The following is a 16,871-nucleotide window of genomic DNA, read 5'->3' on the forward strand; positions in this document are numbered from 1 at the left end:
GAATTATTTAAGTAATATGCAAATTTAGCATATTGCTCTTTTGGCTAAATTTGTCTTTAAAATCGTATTTTGAAAGCAAAATCACATATTGGTCATTTTGATAAAATTTGTCCTACCGGTACTACTTTATAATAATCTATTAAAGATTTCTCGCTGCCGATAACTTGCTTATATCTCCATCCCATCCCTACTATACATCTTGCCTTTTATCTCATTTTTTACCTCATTTGGTTCGTCATCCAACAACCTGCTAAAATTCGGTATTAGATTGCTTATTTTTGAGATAAAACCAATAACCTTCATTTTAAAGTTTTCTAATAGAGATAACTTATCCTGTAAATTTTCTATCGTTTCGTCTTTAACTTTTACTTCTTCTTCTAGCTCAGATATTCTTTGAACTTTGCCATTTATAGAAGTTTGTAGTTTAACGATTTGTAGTAGCTTGCTTTCATTGTCTTCCTTTAAGGCATTCTCGTTACTTAACGACGCCTCCAGCTCTTCGTTTCTTTGTTTCAAAGACTGATTTGTTTTTTCTTTGCTTTCTAGATCTGTATTAGCTTCTTCGAGCTTGCTTTGTAGGGCATCGCTTTGGTCGGCTTTTTGTTTTAGTTTATCTATTTGCGCTATATCAGCTTCAATATTTTCTAATCGGCTTTTTAATTTATTGTTTTCATCTTCTTTTTGGATTAGCTCGGCCGAGAGGTTGCTTATTTGCAAATTTCTATCTTTTATAATTTCATCTTGATTATTTAGATTTGCGTTTGCTTCTTTTAATTTTTCGTTTTCTTGGATTAACTCTTCGTTAGATTGTTCTAGTTGATTATTTTTTGCTATTACTTCACCTTTGTTTAAAAGCTGATTGGTTAGTTCCTCGACCGTTTGTTTTAATTCGCTATCAGTAACTATGTTTATATTGTCCTTCATTTGATCTAAAACCAAATTCGTAAGACTTGTTATAAAAGCCTTATCGTCTCCGATTTCCAGTCTAAAATAATCTTTGCCAAACATAGACTCTTTCTTTTTTATATACCTCCTTGCTCTATCGACTATCGATTGTCTAATTTTGTTTTTAAACTCTTGCTCATTATTAAACTCTTTTTCATCTTTGTGCATTTGTTTTAAATTCTTATGTCTTGCCTTAGTGCCGATTTCGCCACGCATTGCTATGCCCTCAAATGCCGCTCCGCCCATTTCTTGCATACTTCTGCCAAATTTTAACGTCTCGCCTTTGCCGTTAAACCTAAGGTTTTTATGGTTTTCAAATTGGTAGTTTGTAAATATAAGTTGATAGTGTTTAGTCTTTTCATCATTGTGTTCGCTAATTAATAGACATTTTACTTTGTATTTAGCGCAATAATCGTTTGCAAATCTTCTAACTCTGTCGAGCGAGACCTGAGCGTTGATAAAATTTACTTCGGTTTTATTTAGCCCTTCTTTGGATTCTTTATTCCGATCGGTGCCGAAACTTATGACTATTTCGGAAAACCCGACCATATTTTCTCGCCAACGATTCTTTACCACCTTGCCGTTTTTATAGATTTTAGTTTGGGCTTCGTAGTCGACCTTCATTTTTTCGTGGTATTTTTTCAAGAGTGCTTTTATATACTTTCTATCGCTAAATTCCCTATCGCTATTAGGCATCTATCGCATATTGCCGTTATCGTTATATTCGCTAAGCACTATGTATCTATTATTACGGCTGTTGCCTCTAAGATATCCGATCTTAGAGGCGTGCTTAACCTCTCTAACATTGTGCTCATACCTTATAATAGCCTTTTTGAGCGTCAAGAATTCGCTTCTTACACAAAGAACTAGGCTGTGTCCGCCTATTTGAAGAGCATCACTCATTTTTAGTCCTTTTCTTTATTATCTACTATAGAAATTAAGAGCATGTTTTAACCCTTTTTTGAAAAATATAAGTCGCAATGTCCGTTATCGCAAACGCTATGCGAGAATTCTTTGCATCTCCCATCTTTATATAACGCGGAATATCTCTGCCCTGCGATATACGAAGATCAAGAGTAGATACGCCGATGCCAAGAACCCCTGCGGTTTGCTTTCTGTCTAGAACTACCTTTCCTTTATATTGGCTAGATATGTGCTCAAGAAGCGTTTTGTACTCTACATCGTTATATAGTTCATTAAGCATCCCATTTTCTCCTTATGCTTATTCTTATATAACTAATTATATGTACTTTTCATTTACTCTTGCTATTTTGAGTAGTTTTTGGATAGTTTTTGAAAAATTTTTAATACCCTATGATTCCTTAGGGTATTTTAGAGTAATTTAGGATAAAAAATGTTTTCTTGTTTTTAAAAACAAAAATAAAGCATCTTAGATTGACTTAGAAAACATGGCGAGAAATTGGAATATTAAAAAATTTCGGGAACAAATAGGGAACAAATTTTATAAAACTAAGAAAACTTAAAGCTCTTGAAACATTGTAAAAATCGGGGTTTTAAAAGGATTTTTGAATATAAATGGCTCCGGATGCTGGGTTCGAACCAGCGACCAAGTGATTAACAGTCACCTACTCTACCGCTGAGCTAATCCGGAACACTTGAAAAGAGCTCGTATTATAGACGAAAAGATATGTTTTGTCAATAAATTTTAGCTTAATTTATAAAAAATTACGCAGAGCCCAATAAATTTTTATAAAAGGCTAAAACTAGCCTTTTATAAATCCACTTGCAATAACCTTATCGCCATCATACATAACACAAAGCTGGCCTTGTGCCACACCAAGTGCATTTTGACTTAGCGTTAGTTTCGCTGTTTTATCCTCTTTATCAACCTCAACAAAAGCATCAAGTTTAGGGCTTCTATATCTTATCTTGGTTTCGCATTCAAATTTATCTTTATCTATAAACAAATTTACGTTTTCAAGCTCGACTACTTTTTGAGCCAGGTCATCTTTTGTTCCTACAACGATCTCGTTTTTATCGGCATTTATCTTTATAACAAAGTGTGGCTCATGGGCGCCAAAAACTTCAAAACCACGGCGCTTACCGATAGTATAGTGCATATAGCCTTGGTGGCGGCCGATTATTTTACCGTCTTTATCAACTACGTTTCCTGGTAAATTTGTATTGTAATGCTTATTTAAAACTTCGATATAGGTATCTTCCACAAAGCAAATTTCACTACTTTCTGCCTGCGTAGCAAATTCTTCAAGCACTTTTACACTTCTTGCAAGCTCTTTTATATCTTTTTTAAATTTATCCCCAAGCGGGAAAATAACATCTTTTAATATCTCTTTTGGCACTTGGGCTAAAAAGTAGCTTTGATCCTTGCTAGGATCTTTTGCGCATGTGATAAATCCATCAATAACTTGCACATAATGCCCAGTAGCAAGCTTCTCACAGCCATTTGCCTTTGCAAAATCAAGCAACGCACCAAGCTTTATAAATTTATTGCACAAAGCACAAGGATTTGGCGTCTTGCCTTCTTTATAGAGCTTCACAAAAGGATCATAGACAAACTCATTAAATTTATCCTGCAGATCCAAAATATGCACCTTTATGCCAAGATACTCGCCTACTTTTTTCACTTTTCTGATATTTTCTTCGTGATATCCTGGCTTTTGATGTAGCATCATATAGCAGCCTTGCACTTCATGACCAGCTTCTTGCAGAAATTTAGCCGTCATAGTGCTATCTACACCACCGCTCATTGCGACCATTATTTTCATATTTTTTACCTCTTTGAAATTTAAAAGCGGATATTTTATATCTTATTTTTAAATAGTCAAAATTTCGTTTGCGATAAGCTCTAAATCATCGGTGATTTTGTATAAATTTATATCTTCTTTTTTTATTGTTTTTTGGCTAACTAGCGTATTTTTTATAAATTCATCAAGCCCTTGCCAAAACTCACTCCCAAAAAGAAAAATTTTTACTTTTTTACTACCAACTTGTGCAAGTACTAAAATTTCAAAAAGTTCATCAAGAGTGCCAAAGCCACCCGGAAAGACGACAAATGCGACTGAACGATCGGTAAGTGCAAATTTTCTTGGGCTTAAATTTGAAAAGAGATATTTTGCTGTGACGTAAGGGTTTGTATTTTGTTCAAACGGAAGTCTCACATTTAAGGCTATGCTTGGCGATTTTGCACTATCAAATGCGCCCTTGTTCGCAGCTCTCATTATGCCGTCTCCGCCACCAGTTAAGATGGCATATCCCAGCTCGTTTAGCTTATAAGCTAGTTCATAAGCCTTTTTGCAGTAGAAATTTTCTTCATCGAATCTAGCCGAGCCAAAGAAGGTAACATTTTTATTTTTATATTTTAAGACGTTTGGAAAATTTAAAAGATCGCTAACTAATTCATTCATTATTTTAACTGTTGAAGCCTCTCGCGTTTTGAGCCTATCTGAGTGATCTGGATGCCAAAGTTTCCGTCTATTATTACAACTTCACCAAGAGCTATTACCTTATCACCGATCAAAATTTCAAGCGGATCGTTTGCTAATTGATTTAGCTCAATAACTGAGCCAATATCCATGGTAAGCACATCTTTTAAAAGCATTCTTTTTGAGCCAATACGAACACGAATAGGCAGCCTAACATCCATTATAAGCCCGATATTTCTCATCTCTTCAGCGCTAAAATCGCCCTTAGCTACATGAGGAGTGCTCGCTGGTGCAGCTGGTGCTTCGGTCTTTGTTGGCTCAAAAAATTTCATCAACGAATGATCGCAAGCAAAACCGATATGCTCGCTTAAGTCTTCAATTTTGACATTAAATAAAAATAGCTTTTCATAAACACTAAAATCAAGAGAAGAATTTTCATCTAAAAAATTTACATTTATTACTTCAAAATTTATCTTTGGCATGCCCTTTTGAGCACCTAAAGATGTACTAAAGGCGCTAAAAAGGTTTGAAAATATCTCTTTTGCGGCGTCAAGCTCATCACTGCCTAAATTTTCATTCTTTGAAATTTCCTCTTCGCCCATCATCCATTCGCTAATGGCACTTATTAAAACCGGAGTACATACTATCTCTGTTTTAGCATTGATATCGCCACTTAAAGAGATATTGGCCATCACTACCGGCGGTTTTATGCCATTTTGTGTTGGTGCGTCAAATTCATTTCTTTCGCCAACCTCTGGAGCTCTGCCCGTAAGTCCTTCGATAGTAGCTTTTAATTCATTAGAAAATATATTAAAAAAATCATTCATCATCTTCATCGTCCTCTTCTTCTTCCATTTTGCGCTCATTAGCTTCATACGCCATTAACTTTGCTTTTCTCTCTTCTTCGTATTTTTCTAGGATATTTTTGATCTCATCTTTATCGGAGCGTATTAGCTGCTCAATCCTTATAGATTTTCTAAATCTATGAAGCCCAACTTCAGCCAAGAAAACTTCTTTTTTATCGATACAAACGATCGCCTTATCATCAGCTCCTCTATCAAGCCTTAAAATATCGCCTTCTTTTAAATTTAAAAACTCATTTACGCTGATGATCGATTTGCCAAGTATGGCTTCATATAAAATTTCTGCTCGTCCGATAAGTGTTTTTAGCTCTTTGTTTCTACTTTTTTTTGCACTCGTTTCACCAAGCATAATATCTCTGTTTGCAAGACGTGAGAGTATCGGTTCAAGGTAGATGACTGGATAGCATAAATTTATCATACCGCTTGATCCGCCAACTATGATCTCCATAACGACCATGATGACGATCTCATTTTGAGAGACGATCTGTACGACATTTGGACTGCTCTCCTTGGCTTCCACATTTGGGTACATATCAGTTATCATCGACCAGCTCTCTTTAAGACGCTGCATGATCATTCTAAGCACCGCATCAAGCAAATTTACTTCAATGTCGGTTAGTTCTCTATTTGCCTCAAAATTTTCACCAGTTCCGCCAAGCAAACGATCTATCATCGGAAAGGCAATGCTTGGATTTATCTCCAAAACACAGTTTCCATCAAGCGGTTTTATAGAAAAGACGTTAAAGCTCGTTGGACTTGGCAAGCTCATCAAAAATTCGCCATAAGTCATCTGATCAACACTGTGAAGTCTGATCTCGACGATACTTCTCATAACACTAGAAATTTGACTAGCTAAATTTCTAGCAAGCTTATCATGGATGCCTTTTATCGCACGGAGTTGCTCTTTACTAACGCGGTTTGGACGCTTAAAATCATAAATAATAATCTGTTTTTGTTCGCCTTGCGATCTCTCTTCAACCTCGATATTACTCGTATCGCCGTCTTCATCAACAACTTCAAGTAGCGCGTCTATCTCTTCTTGACTTAAAATATCAGCCATTAAACCCCCAAGCTACGCCTGATACGATCAAGCAAACGTTTATGAATTTGTGAAATTCTACTCTCGCTGATATTCATGATCTGGCTTATCTCTTTTAAATTTAGCTCTTCATAATAATAAAGCTGAACCAACATCTGATCTCTTTCGTCAAAATCTTTTAAAGCTTCTTCTATTTTTAAAATGAGATCCTCTCTCTCAATGCTTTTCTCGACATCATTTTGACCAATTAGCTCCATTTGCTCGTCTATTGGCAAAATAGTGATAATACCGCTAACGCCTCTTGCCTCTCTTATTTTTTCGATGTCTTCATTAAGCTTTTCGGCCAAATACTCATCGCTTGGCTCTTCTTCAAATTCATTAAAATAGTTATCTATCTCGCTATTTATGCTCTTTACTAGCTTTCTATCGCTTCTGCTAACAACATCAAGCGTCCTTAGATAATCAAGCATAGAGCCATAAATTCTCTTTTTGCCATAACCCCAAAAAGAGTCATTTTGCTCCTTGTCATACTTCCTGCTAAGTTTTATCATCTCTTCAACACCAATGCTTATTAGGTCATTTGTATCTATGCTTGATGGTAACCTCTCTTTAAGCCTAAACGCCATTGCACGCAGTGCTGGCATATATTTTAAGACGATCTCGTCTTGTTCCTTTTTTATCGTATTTTTATAAGCGTTAAGCTGCTTTTGCTTTAACTCGTGCATTTCGTTTACCAGAATCAAAATTTTCAGCAGTCATTTTTACCATAATATTTTCCATACGCTTTTCTCTAGTATTTAGCTCAGAGATGAGATAGTCTGCGATCTCTTCGTGTTTTTGTTTATCAAAAATTTTAGTTAAAGCCCTTTTTACATCGATGTAGTTCATGATAACAATGTGAATTATAAGATAAAAAAACAAAGTAATAACTAGTGTATAAACAAGCATTTCGATAGGCTCACTCACCTTTAGCAAGGTAAAAACTATACCTACAAAAAAACCACAAACCGTAAAAAATGCTATAAAATTTTCTGCACGCAAAGCTCAATCTCCATTAAAATTGTTCTATCAAACGCTTAAAGAAGCCCCCAAAGCTCCTGCTTTGCTCATCGTTAAGCACTTTTCGTTCCAACCTATAAAGCAAATTCGAAGCTATCTGTTTTATCTGAGTACTAGGCTCAGCATAAGCAGCATCGTCTGTAAAAAGCGTTCTTTGTTTTATGCTTCTTGAAACATTCTTATCAGAAGCCACAAATCCTATAAGCTCTAAATTTAAGCTAGGTCCGATATTTGCATTTGCCACTCGCTTTATATTTTCATAAATTCTAGTCGCTTCTGCTTCATTTTTTACCATATTTAAAAGCAAAAGCTCACTATTTTTAAACCTTGAAACGATCTTTATGACAGCGTATGCGTCAGTTATCGCTGCAGGATCAGGCACAGTTACCACCACGACCTCATCAGCTGCTTCTAAAAATAGCTGCGTGCTACCACCTATGCCAGCTCCGGTGTCAATGATCAAAAAATCAAGCTCATCAAGCTCGCTCGCCTCGTCTAAAAACCTCTCAAATAAAAATTGATTGTTAAATTTTAAAATTTCATCGCCGCTTTCGCCAGGAATGAGTATCAAATTTTTATTTATAGGTATCAAGATATCTTTTAGGCTGCACTCGCCTTTTAGCACGTGAAGTAAATTTTTACCCATTTTTACATTTAAGATGACGTCAAGGTTTGCAAGGCCGATATCAGCGTCAAATAGCCCTACTTTGTAGCCATTTTTTGATAAAACATTTGCTAAATTTGCACTTATCGTACTCTTACCAACACCGCCTTTGCCGCTAGTTATCGCAATAAAATGTGTATTTTTACTCTTGCTTTGAGACTGGACTAAATTTTGTAATTTTTGAGCTTGATTATTCATCGCTAGCCTTTTGCTTTGTAAAGCCATCAAACACGCACTCTACTAAAAATTCGCTCTTTGCCTCCACAAGATCATCAGGCACCTCTTGGCCCACGCTAAAGTAGCTAACCGGCGTGTTTGTCTCATATATCAGCGAAAAGACGTTGCCAAAAATTTTTGTCTCATCAAATTTTGTGATTATAAGTGTGTCGATCTCTAAAAATGAAAATCCATTATAAATTTCTATTAGATCTTCAACCTTTGAGCCAGCCGAAAGGACCAAATTTACATCGATCCTTGCGCCGCTATGCTTTAAAAATTTATCAAGCCTTTCAAGCTTTTCTTTGTCATACTGCGAATTTCCAGTCGTATCAATAAGTATCACATCACAATAATTAAGCTGTTTGATAGCATTTTGAAAGTCATCTATCTCAATGACATCGAGAATAGGCAGCTTCATCATTTTAGCGTATTGAAATAACTGCTCAACCGCTCCGATACGGTACGTATCAAGCGTGATGATACCTGTTTTATAGCGTTTTTCATTGCCGTATGCAAAACGAGCAGCTAGCTTTGCAAGAGTCGTAGTCTTACCAACTCCAGTTGGGCCAACTAGCATCATAATACGTTGTTTTTTGTCACTTAGCTCTTTTCTACAAGGTAGCATATTGCGTAAGAGTGAGTAGAAATATCTTTTTACCGCGGTTGGATTGCTCTTCATCGAAACTGGCAAATTTTCAAGCGTCGTTTGCATGATAGCCTCTAAATGCTCATCTTTCATGCCACTTTGTTTTGCGAGCTTATAGATGCTAGCAAACTCCGGCGGGATCGAGAGATTATTGCGATTTGGGGCTTTTTCGTCCCAGATCATGTCAGTTATGAGCCCTATTTTCTCGCTTAGCGCGCTTACTTGCTTTGCCACATCGTCTATTTTTTTATTCATGCCGTTTGGTATGCTCAACTCTTTATCTTTGACGTCATCGATATTTACATTTGCGATCGTGCTTATCTCTTTTGCAGCAGCTGAGATATTTAAAAGCACACTCTCGTTTGGATCGTAAGGCTCGGGCGATGCTGTCTTTGCCTCAAATTTAGCCGGCTCCTCTTTTATCTCAAATTTTGGCTTAGTAGGTTCATAGTTTTTATTAAATTTAGAATAGGCATTTTCGTAGTTTATAGCTTTTGTATTTGGTTTTGTTGGCTGCTTTACGTCGCCCTCTTCGACACTTACTAAAATTTCATAAAGCGGTTTTTTATTTATCGTTTTGGCTTGAATTTGTTTTGTAGTAACTAATATGGCCTTTTCGCCGCACGTTTCTTGAGCCTTTTTCAAAGCCTCAATGGTGCTCTCGCCTGTAAAAGTATGAAATTTTGTAGCCATTTATATCCTTTTAACCTCTCATAAGCCCTAGTGGCACGATCACGCTAAGCCTCTTATCAGCTCCTGGGTGCGGGACGATAAGGCGCGGCGTCTTATAGACTTTTTTACTAAAATACAAAATATCCAGATCAAGCGTGCGTGGCGCATTTTTAAACGTCCTCACGCGCTTAAATTTACTCTCATAGTGCCCTAAAATTTTTAGCAAATTTCTAGGGTTCATAGATGTTTGTAAATTTATAACAGCGTTACTAAAATCATCCTGCGCTTCGTAGCCAAACGCCGCATTTATAAGGATCGGCGAGACTTCAACCACGTGAAAACGCCTATCTTCACTAATCGCTCTTATAAATTTATCAAACCTCTTTGCGCTATCGCCGATGTTGCCACCCATGCCAACTAGCGCCTCATACTTAAACTCATCTCTTTTATGAAAAAAACTGGGGCAAAAACGGCTTTTTACGATCTTTCTTGCTCCAGCTAGTCTCATAAAATTTCGCACCCACTTTCTCTTGCGACCACCACGTCCTCGATGCGCACACCAAATTCATTTTCTAGATAAATTCCAGGCTCCACGCTAAAGACCATACCCTCTTTTATGAGTGTTTCGCTCCTTGCTGAGATGACTGGAAGCTCGTGTATATCGACACCTACGCCGTGCCCTGTCGAGTGAAAAAAGGCTTTTTCATATCCAGCCTTTGCTATCACGTTCCTTGCTGCAAGGTCTATCTCGCACGCCATAACGCCAGCTCTTGCGACCTTTATCGCAGCAGCCTGAGCCTCTTTTACGATCTCATAAATTTCTTGCATTTTGGCATTTTTAAATTTCTGCTCCTTTGAGAAGTTAAAATTTTCATCAAAGCAAGCAGTTCTAGTGCGATCAGAGCAGTAACGCTTAAATTTAACCCCAGCGTCAAGTAGCAGCAAATCGCCCTTTTTTAAAATTTTATCCCCAGGCAGCGCATGTGCTTTTGCGGCATTTTCGTTTATCGCTACGATCGGATCAAAGCTAAGACCTAGCTCGTTTTTTTGCCTAAAGATGAGCGAGGCGTTAAAATGAAGCTCTTTTTCGCTCATCCCTTCGCCATTTTCACGCACAAATTTAGCAAATTCATCAAAGCATTTTGCTCCAAATTTGCTAGCTTTTTTTAAAATTTTTATCTCATCTTCGCTTTTACAAATTCTCTTTAGCCTAGAAAAATTTGCCTTTGGTTTGAAATTTATCTTAAAGCCCTTGCTAAGCGCGTTAAACTCGCTTAGGCTTAGCTCATCAGGGTTAAAAACGAGGCTGCTTGGCTTCGTCTTTCTTAAAAATGCCCTAACCTCGCTTATTAAATTTCTCTGCGCTAAAAGAACGACCACGCCTGCATTTACGCAGCTTTTTGCTTCAAAATAATACCTCGCATCCGTAAAAAAGTATTTCACGCCATCAAGACATAGCAAAAATTCATTGTCGCAGCTGTAGCCGCACTCGTAAAATACGGCATTTTCGTCCTTTAAGATGAAATTCATTGTGCTTTTTGATTTGCTCTTACTGCTTTGATTTGCTCAAAAATTTGAAGCATGCCTATCATCGCCAAATGATAGCCAACTGGTCCAAAGCCCACGATCTGGCCTGCCGCAACTGGTGCGATGAGGCTTTTGTGACGGAATTCTTCTCTTCTATAAACGTTGCTGATATGCACCTCGATAACTGGCAGCGCAACCGCACTTAGCGCGTCACGGATAGCGATAGAGGTGTGAGTGTAAGCGGCTGGGTTTATGATGATGCCGTCAGCATCGCCCAAGCACTCTTGGATCTTATCGACTAGCTCGCCCTCAAGGTTGCTTTGAAAAAACTCGATCTCAACGTCATTTTGATCGGCAACGATCTTCATTTGAGAGTGGATATCTTCCATCTTCATAACGCCATAAATTCCTGGCTCTCTAGCGCCAAGCATGTTGATATTTGGGCCTTGGATGACCATTATTTTTAGCTTCTTATCCATGTCACTCCTTTTTGATTAAATAGCCCAAATTATACATTTTCGTTCCTAAATTTTCGCTACAATAACAAAAATTTAAGGCTCAAATGTGGAAATTTTAAAAGCAAAAAAAATAATCACTGGCGGAGAAAATCCAAAAATTTTAAGAAATTCTTGTGTCGTTATTGATGATGATAAAATTTTAGAAATTTTAAGCGAAAAAGAGGCGCAAAAGAAATTTAAAGAGGCGAAAATTTGCGACTTTGGTGATAGCGTGATCGCCCCAGCCTTTATAAACTCGCACGTTCATTTAGAGTTTAGCTCAAATGTTAGCACGCTAAAATACGGCGACTTTATAAAATGGCTTGGCTCTATCATCGATAAAGGTGGCGAGCTAGCCAAAATGGATGCTAAAAAAGCGATGAATAAAGCTATAAATTCGCTGTTAAAAAGCGGAGTTTGTACCATTGGCGAGATATCTAGCTTTGGCTCGGAGCTTGAAATTTTAGCCGCTAGCCCTCTAAAAGTCGTACTTTTTAGTGAAATTTTAGGCTCAAGCGAGCAAATGGTTCAGCAAAATTTGCAAAATTTCTTAGCCAAATTTGAAAAAACAAAGGACTACAAAAGTAAAAATTTCACCCCAGCCATATCGCTGCACTCGCCCTACTCTGTGCACCCTAAGCTAGCCAAAGCCGCCCTTGAGATAGCCAAAAAAGACGATCTTCTTGTTAGCACGCACTTTTTAGAGAGTAAGGCTGAAAAGCAGTGGCTAGAACGTGGCAGCGGTGGCTTTAAAAAACACCTTTTAAGATTTAGCCCAGATCCAAAGCCTATGTATGATAAAGAGGGCTATTTTGCGATGTTTCGTGAGATAAATACGCTCTTTACGCACTGCGTTTATGTGAGCGATTTTGCTAAATTTAAGCCTCATCACAGCGTGACACACTGCGCCGTTTCAAATAGGCTACTTGGCAAAAAGGCGCTAAATTTAAAAGAAATTTTCAAAAATAACGTCAGTCTAAACATCGGTACAGACGGACTTAGTTCAAATATCAGCCTAAATTTCTGGCATGAACTAAGAGCCGCCCTTTTTACCCATGCTAGCCTTGATCTAAACGAGCTTGCCACCAGGCTTTTTGTCGCTGCAACGCATGGGGGCGCAAAGGCGCTTAAGACAAATAACGGCGAAATAAAGGCAGGACGAGCGACCGATCTTGCCGTCTATAACGACCTAGAGTGCGATGATAGCGAGCTAATCTTACAACTCATACTTCACACAAACGAAGCAAAAAAACTATATATCGGAGGCAAAATTTGCAAATTTTAAGGCTTATTTTTAGAGGGATTTTGGGAATTTTTAAATTTATCAATAACTACTTTAAGGCGCTTATATTTTTGCTCATCTTATTTTTTATATTCGCGCCAGATGACAAGATGAAAGAGCCAAATTTAGCCCGCATAGACATCACCGGCACGATAATGGACACAAGCGAAATTTTAGATGCGCTAGAAAAAGCAAGGCTTGATAGCAACATCAAAGGCGTGCTACTCTACATCGATAGTCCAGGCGGCGAGCTAAGTCCTAGCGTGGAGCTAGCCATGGCGGTCAAGCGACTAAAAGAGAGCAAAAAAGTACTCGCATACGCAGCTGGAAACATGGCAAGCGGCAGCTACTACGCTGGCGTAAATGCTGATACTATCGTCGCAAACCCAGGTGCTTTTATAGGCTCGATCGGCGTCATCATACAAGGGGCAAACATCGAAAATTTAGCCAAAAATTTAGGCGTGAGCGAGCAGGTGGTGAAGGCTGGCGAGTTTAAAGAGGCTGGCACCTTTATGAGGAGCTGGAGCAAGCAAGAGCGTGAGAGCTTACAAGGGCTCGTAAATGACGCTTACATGCTCTTTGTAAGTGACGTGGCGAAGGCTAGAAATTTAGATATCAATAAAAAAGACGAGTGGGCAAACGCAAGAGTGTTTTTAGCTCACAATGCCCTAAAGATGGGGCTAATTGACAGCCTTGGTAGCTACATAGACGCTCAAAACGAGCTAGCTAAAATGAGCCTCGTAGATGAGCCCATCTGGCAAGAAAAACCGCAGATCGAAAAGATAATGGAGAAATTTACAAAGCAGGGCATAAACTCGCTTTTTAACGCATTTTTCGAGACAAAGCTTAGATAATTTTTCAAAAATTTATAAATTTAAGCATCAAACAATAGGCTAAAAGAGTTTTAAATAAATTCTTTTAGTCAAGTCAAATGCCAAAATTTTGCAATATTTTTTAGCTTAAACTCATAAAGTAGATTTTGGATTTTGTCTGCTGATTTTATATCTAAACCAAGATCATTTGCTAATATTTTGTAATAAATTTGCGGGCTATCTTTTAGATTAATTGGCGGTGATTTTGAGCTTTTTGAGAGCTTTTTGCCATCTTTTAAAAGTAGCTTATGATGAATAAAACTAGCATTATAAAAGTTAAGATTTAGCCTTTTTGCAAGGTATCTTTGAGCTAGCGTGCAAGCCTTTAGATCCTCGCCTCTAACAACCAAATTTACGCCCATATCTTCATCATCTATCACACTTGCAAAGTTGTAAGCCGGAGTAAAATCTTTTTTGTAAATCACAAAATCGCCCATTTGCTCTGCCACAAGCTTACCAAGAGGGTCGCCCTCATCTACGCTTAGTCTAATGGCGGTCTTATCTTTTATAAATTTTAAATTTTTATTTTTACAAATTTTAGTATAAATGCCGTTTATGTAGGCATTTTTTGTAGTTCTAGAACACTCGCAGATATAAATTTCTTTAAGCTTTTTTAGCGCGCTTTCATATCTTTGAGACCTCGTTTTAAAGCTAAAATTACACTCAAAGTCACTTACATTAATTGGACCTTTGTCGTAATCAATTTCCAAAAATTCTAAAACATCAAAGATATTTTGAACAAATTCTTGCCGGCATCTACCAAGGTCATAGTCATCGATACGTAAGTGCAAAACGCCACTTACCGAACGTGTCAAGAGATAAGTTAGGATGAAGTTATAAGCATTGCCAGCATGCAAAAATCCACTAGGCGTAGGAGCTATGCGGGATGCTATGCCACCATTTGGTGGCAAATAGTCATTAATCCCTTGGTCTGGCCTCATTTACCCTTAAAGTACGTCCGCCTAGTTCTTTTTCATTTAGTGCGTCTATAGCTTTTTGTCCCTCATTTGCATCGTCCATTTCAACAAAGCCAAAGCCTTTTGAGCGATCAGTTTCTCTATCTTTTACTATTTTTGCTCGCCTTACTTCACCAAATTGTGCAAAGGCTTCCTTCAATTCTGCCTCTGTCGTTCTATACGACAAATTTCCTACATAAATATTCACAGGAGTATTCCTTAAAAAAATTACCGATTTATTCGGTTAGTGTGATAATAGCTAATTTTCGTCAAAAAGATGTAAAAAATCAAAAATTTATTATATTTTTTTGAAAAATATTCTTAAAAGCTACAAGCTCGTATATATAGAACTTTTATAACTATCACTAAACAAAATCTAATCTTAAGTTTAAAAAGAATAATTAAATAAAAAATTATTTTATCTTTATAAGCTATTTATAAAGTAAATCATTCTTTACTTTAAGATACGCTTCATCGCCAAGTAAATTTTTAACTATAAAAAGTGCAAATTCTATTGAAAAAGCAGGACCTTTTGCTGTAATAATATTTTGATCCCTCAATACACTCTTGCCGTTATCATAACCACTTTTATCACTTCTTACATTTTCTTCAAATCCTGGATAACAAACAAAATGATCTTTTAGCACACCAGCACTCTCAAGTACCATAGGAGCAGCACAAATGGCACAAATAAGCTTATTGCTTTTATCAAAATTTTGCAAAATTGCTTTGAGTCTTGTATCGTTTGCTAGATTGCTAGCTCCTGGAAGTCCACCAGGAAGGACGATCGCATCGTAGTCTAGCTCTTTCATCTCGCGAAGTGTCACATCGGCTTTTACACTTATATTGTGACATCCTTTGATGTTTACGTCATTTAGCCCAACAATAGAAGCTATCGCTCCAGCTCTACGTAAAACATCAACAGAAGTTAGTGCTTCTATCTCCTCAAATCCTTCAGCTAAAATCACAGCAACTTTTTTCATAAATTTATCCTTTCAAGTAATATGTTTTATTTGTTAAGTAAAATTCTATATAATGTTGGCTTATTTCACAAGAAAGGACAGAGCATGCAAGTAAAAATTATTTACTGCAACTCTTGAAACTATCGTCCGGTAGCTTCTCGTGTAGAAGATGAAATAAAAGCGAACTTTAGTGATGCAAGAGTCGAAAAGGTTATAGGTGATGGTGGAAATTTCATCGTCGAGGTTAATGGAGATGTTATATTTTCTAAGAAAGATCGCATCGGAAATGATGAAGCGAGATTTCCTCACGGTGAAGAGATCACAACTCTTATAAACAAATATCTTAAAGAAAAGTCGGCTTAATGCTAGCTACCGAGACGGGAAACCGTCTCGTTTTTCCCCTGTTTTTGACTTATGGTTCTACTATCCTAATATAAAAATTTTATAGTTAAAACATTAGCCTATTTCGCTAAGAACTTTCATTTTTTTTATATATTTTTTGATTTTTTAAAGATTTTATGAGCTGATATTTGATTTTTATAGAGTATAAAAATTTTGTGCATTCTATGCTAGTGCTACTTGAAAATTTACAATGTATGAAATGAAGTTTTTGCTAAAGCCAATACTTTTTAAATAGTGACTTTAGCTAAGCATTAGATTTACTAAACGTAAATTTAGTAAGAAAGATTGAGCTGCTTTATTTATTTGCTCGCTCAATATACTCGCCACGAACAGTATCCACACGGATAACTTCGCCCTCAAGTACGTGAAATGGTATCTGAACTACCGCACCACTCTCAAGAGTAGCTGGCTTTTTACCACCTTGCGTATCGCCCTTGAAATTTGGTGGAGTCTCAACTATCTTTAGCTCAACTACTTGTGGTACTTCAACGCCGATCGCATTGCCATTGTGAAATAAAATTTCAACCATCATGCCATCAATCATCCATTTTTTAACATCACCCACATCCTCATCGCTAATAGCAACTTGTTCATAAGTAACCGTATCCATAAACTGACAATATTCACCATCATCATAAAGATACTGCATCTCTTTTTCTTCAAGATGTGGTTGCTCACATTTATCGCCTGCGTGAAAAGTCTTTTCAAGCACCTTTCCATCGATAAAAGATTTGATTTTTGCACGAACAAAAGCTGCACCCTTGCCCGGTTTAACGTGTTGATATTCTACGATTTTATAAGGAACGCCATCGATCTCGATCTTTAGCCCTTTTTTTAGATCGCCCATTGAATATGAAGCCAT

General features: G+C 37.2%; 21 protein-coding genes and 1 tRNA gene. 3 read left to right on the forward strand and 19 right to left on the reverse strand.

Going from position 1 to position 16,871, the window contains the following annotated elements:
* Positions 1–168: 168 nt before the first annotated feature.
* The 15 genes from CVS95_RS02355 to aroQ form a co-directional block, all read right to left on the reverse strand.
* Positions 169–1,641, reverse strand: coding sequence for a hypothetical protein (locus CVS95_RS02355; protein ID WP_234399991.1), 1,473 nt, complete (start codon positions 1,639–1,641; stop codon positions 169–171).
* Positions 1,642–1,848 (reverse strand): hypothetical protein, encoded by a 207-nt coding sequence (locus CVS95_RS09720; RefSeq protein WP_234399992.1) that lies wholly within the window; start codon positions 1,846–1,848, stop codon positions 1,642–1,644. It abuts the gene before it with no gap.
* Between the two features lie 34 nt (positions 1,849–1,882).
* A complete protein-coding gene (locus CVS95_RS02360; protein WP_084040956.1) occupies positions 1,883–2,149 on the reverse strand; it encodes a helix-turn-helix transcriptional regulator in 267 nt (88 codons plus the stop codon).
* A 333-nt stretch (positions 2,150–2,482) separates the two neighbouring features.
* Positions 2,483–2,557: transfer RNA gene (locus CVS95_RS02365), tRNA-Asn, on the reverse strand.
* Positions 2,558–2,669: 112 nt separating this feature from the next.
* Complete coding sequence (mnmA, locus tag CVS95_RS02370; protein WP_107695437.1) at positions 2,670–3,692, reverse strand: tRNA 2-thiouridine(34) synthase MnmA; 1,023 nt, start codon at positions 3,690–3,692, stop codon at positions 2,670–2,672.
* A gap of 48 nt (positions 3,693–3,740) precedes the next feature.
* Entirely contained in the window at positions 3,741–4,331 is a 591-nt protein-coding gene (locus CVS95_RS02375; RefSeq protein WP_103582473.1) for a TIGR00730 family Rossman fold protein, read from the reverse strand.
* The gene (gene fliY / locus CVS95_RS02380) at positions 4,331–5,179 is read right to left on the reverse strand and encodes a flagellar motor switch protein FliY (RefSeq protein WP_072594737.1); all 849 of its coding nucleotides are present in this window, start codon (positions 5,177–5,179) and stop codon (positions 4,331–4,333) included. The genes CVS95_RS02375 and fliY overlap by 1 nt, the downstream gene beginning before the upstream one ends.
* Positions 5,169–6,272, reverse strand: coding sequence for a flagellar motor switch protein FliM (fliM, locus tag CVS95_RS02385; RefSeq protein ID WP_054196277.1), 1,104 nt, complete (start codon positions 6,270–6,272; stop codon positions 5,169–5,171). Before fliM ends, fliY begins: the two co-directional genes overlap by 11 nt.
* Positions 6,272–6,976, reverse strand: coding sequence for an RNA polymerase sigma factor FliA (locus tag CVS95_RS02390; protein ID WP_021090868.1), 705 nt, complete (start codon positions 6,974–6,976; stop codon positions 6,272–6,274). The genes fliM and CVS95_RS02390 overlap by 1 nt, the downstream gene beginning before the upstream one ends.
* Positions 6,948–7,292: a hypothetical protein gene (locus tag CVS95_RS02395; protein WP_021090750.1), complete on the reverse strand. Its 345-nt coding sequence runs from the start codon at positions 7,290–7,292 to the stop codon at positions 6,948–6,950. The genes CVS95_RS02390 and CVS95_RS02395 overlap by 29 nt, the downstream gene beginning before the upstream one ends.
* A gap of 13 nt (positions 7,293–7,305) precedes the next feature.
* Positions 7,306–8,172, reverse strand: a complete 867-nt coding sequence (locus CVS95_RS02400) for a P-loop NTPase (protein WP_107695438.1) — start codon at positions 8,170–8,172, stop codon at positions 7,306–7,308.
* Positions 8,165–9,532 (reverse strand): flagellar biosynthesis protein FlhF, encoded by a 1,368-nt coding sequence (gene flhF, locus CVS95_RS02405; protein ID WP_107695439.1) that lies wholly within the window; start codon positions 9,530–9,532, stop codon positions 8,165–8,167. The genes CVS95_RS02400 and flhF overlap by 8 nt, the downstream gene beginning before the upstream one ends.
* A 10-nt stretch (positions 9,533–9,542) precedes the next feature.
* A complete protein-coding gene (gene folK, locus CVS95_RS02410; protein WP_107695440.1) occupies positions 9,543–10,019 on the reverse strand; it encodes a 2-amino-4-hydroxy-6-hydroxymethyldihydropteridine diphosphokinase in 477 nt (158 codons plus the stop codon).
* Positions 10,016–11,041, reverse strand: a complete 1,026-nt coding sequence (locus tag CVS95_RS02415; protein ID WP_107695441.1) for a M24 family metallopeptidase — start codon at positions 11,039–11,041, stop codon at positions 10,016–10,018. The genes folK and CVS95_RS02415 overlap by 4 nt, the downstream gene beginning before the upstream one ends.
* Entirely contained in the window at positions 11,038–11,517 is a 480-nt protein-coding gene (gene aroQ / locus CVS95_RS02420) for a type II 3-dehydroquinate dehydratase (RefSeq protein ID WP_004317604.1), read from the reverse strand. Before aroQ ends, CVS95_RS02415 begins: the two co-directional genes overlap by 4 nt.
* Before the next feature lie 85 nt (positions 11,518–11,602).
* Between aroQ and CVS95_RS02425 the strand changes: the two genes are divergently transcribed.
* Together CVS95_RS02425 and sppA are read left to right on the forward strand one after the other, a co-directional pair.
* A complete protein-coding gene (locus CVS95_RS02425) occupies positions 11,603–12,820 on the forward strand; it encodes a metal-dependent hydrolase (protein WP_107695442.1) in 1,218 nt (405 codons plus the stop codon).
* Positions 12,808–13,671 (forward strand): signal peptide peptidase SppA, encoded by an 864-nt coding sequence (gene sppA / locus CVS95_RS02430; RefSeq protein WP_107695443.1) that lies wholly within the window; start codon positions 12,808–12,810, stop codon positions 13,669–13,671. The genes CVS95_RS02425 and sppA overlap by 13 nt, the downstream gene beginning before the upstream one ends.
* A gap of 68 nt (positions 13,672–13,739) precedes the next feature.
* Here sppA and CVS95_RS02435 read toward each other — a convergent pair whose 3' ends face one another.
* The 3 genes from CVS95_RS02435 to CVS95_RS02445 all read right to left on the reverse strand — a co-directional run bounded on the left by CVS95_RS02435 (position 13,740) and on the right by CVS95_RS02445 (position 15,628).
* Entirely contained in the window at positions 13,740–14,630 is an 891-nt protein-coding gene (locus CVS95_RS02435; protein ID WP_107695444.1) for a glutamate--tRNA ligase family protein, read from the reverse strand.
* Complete coding sequence (locus tag CVS95_RS02440) at positions 14,608–14,853, reverse strand: RNA recognition motif domain-containing protein (protein ID WP_009294719.1); 246 nt, start codon at positions 14,851–14,853, stop codon at positions 14,608–14,610. The genes CVS95_RS02435 and CVS95_RS02440 overlap by 23 nt, the downstream gene beginning before the upstream one ends.
* 223 nt (positions 14,854–15,076) lie before the next feature.
* On the reverse strand, positions 15,077–15,628 hold the full coding sequence (locus tag CVS95_RS02445; protein WP_107695445.1) for a DJ-1 family glyoxalase III: 552 nt from the start codon (positions 15,626–15,628) through the stop codon (positions 15,077–15,079).
* Positions 15,629–15,712: 84 nt separating this feature from the next.
* Here CVS95_RS02445 and CVS95_RS09845 point away from each other — a divergent pair, with 84 nt between their 5' ends.
* Positions 15,713–15,970 carry a SelT/SelW/SelH family (seleno)protein gene (locus CVS95_RS09845; protein WP_257638046.1) on the forward strand — a complete coding sequence of 86 codons (258 nt, stop codon included), beginning with the start codon at positions 15,713–15,715 and terminating at the stop codon, positions 15,968–15,970.
* A gap of 334 nt (positions 15,971–16,304) precedes the next feature.
* On the opposite strand, the gene efp is transcribed toward CVS95_RS09845, so the two are convergent.
* Positions 16,305–16,871, reverse strand: a complete 567-nt coding sequence (efp, locus tag CVS95_RS02455) for an elongation factor P (protein ID WP_021090997.1) — start codon at positions 16,869–16,871, stop codon at positions 16,305–16,307.

Origin of the sequence: Campylobacter concisus, from assembly GCF_003048905.1 — a bacterium.
Taxonomy (GTDB): Bacteria; Campylobacterota; Campylobacteria; order Campylobacterales; family Campylobacteraceae; genus Campylobacter_A; species Campylobacter_A concisus_V.

What these genes read in the sequence shown, in the direction of transcription:
- CVS95_RS02355 (WP_234399991.1), bottom strand. Translation starts at nt 1,641, where the DNA reads ATGCCTAATAGCGATAGGGAATTTAGCGATAGAAAGTATATAAAAGCA.
- CVS95_RS09720 (WP_234399992.1), bottom strand. Translation starts at nt 1,848, where the DNA reads ATGAGTGATGCTCTTCAAATAGGCGGACACAGCCTAGTTCTTTGTGTA.
- CVS95_RS02360 (WP_084040956.1), bottom strand. Translation starts at nt 2,149, where the DNA reads ATGCTTAATGAACTATATAACGATGTAGAGTACAAAACGCTTCTTGAG.
- mnmA (WP_107695437.1), bottom strand. Translation starts at nt 3,692, where the DNA reads ATGAAAATAATGGTCGCAATGAGCGGTGGTGTAGATAGCACTATGACG.
- CVS95_RS02375 (WP_103582473.1), bottom strand. Translation starts at nt 4,331, where the DNA reads ATGAATGAATTAGTTAGCGATCTTTTAAATTTTCCAAACGTCTTAAAA.
- fliY (WP_072594737.1), bottom strand. Translation starts at nt 5,179, where the DNA reads ATGATGAATGATTTTTTTAATATATTTTCTAATGAATTAAAAGCTACT.
- fliM (WP_054196277.1), bottom strand. Translation starts at nt 6,272, where the DNA reads ATGGCTGATATTTTAAGTCAAGAAGAGATAGACGCGCTACTTGAAGTT.
- CVS95_RS02390 (WP_021090868.1), bottom strand. Translation starts at nt 6,976, where the DNA reads ATGCACGAGTTAAAGCAAAAGCAGCTTAACGCTTATAAAAATACGATA.
- CVS95_RS02400 (WP_107695438.1), bottom strand. Translation starts at nt 8,172, where the DNA reads ATGAATAATCAAGCTCAAAAATTACAAAATTTAGTCCAGTCTCAAAGC.
- flhF (WP_107695439.1), bottom strand. Translation starts at nt 9,532, where the DNA reads ATGGCTACAAAATTTCATACTTTTACAGGCGAGAGCACCATTGAGGCT.
- folK (WP_107695440.1), bottom strand. Translation starts at nt 10,019, where the DNA reads ATGAGACTAGCTGGAGCAAGAAAGATCGTAAAAAGCCGTTTTTGCCCC.
- CVS95_RS02415 (WP_107695441.1), bottom strand. Translation starts at nt 11,041, where the DNA reads ATGAATTTCATCTTAAAGGACGAAAATGCCGTATTTTACGAGTGCGGC.
- aroQ (WP_004317604.1), bottom strand. Translation starts at nt 11,517, where the DNA reads ATGGATAAGAAGCTAAAAATAATGGTCATCCAAGGCCCAAATATCAAC.
- CVS95_RS02435 (WP_107695444.1), bottom strand. Translation starts at nt 14,630, where the DNA reads ATGAGGCCAGACCAAGGGATTAATGACTATTTGCCACCAAATGGTGGC.
- CVS95_RS02445 (WP_107695445.1), bottom strand. Translation starts at nt 15,628, where the DNA reads ATGAAAAAAGTTGCTGTGATTTTAGCTGAAGGATTTGAGGAGATAGAA.
- efp (WP_021090997.1), bottom strand. Translation starts at nt 16,871, where the DNA reads ATGGCTTCATATTCAATGGGCGATCTAAAAAAAGGGCTAAAGATCGAG.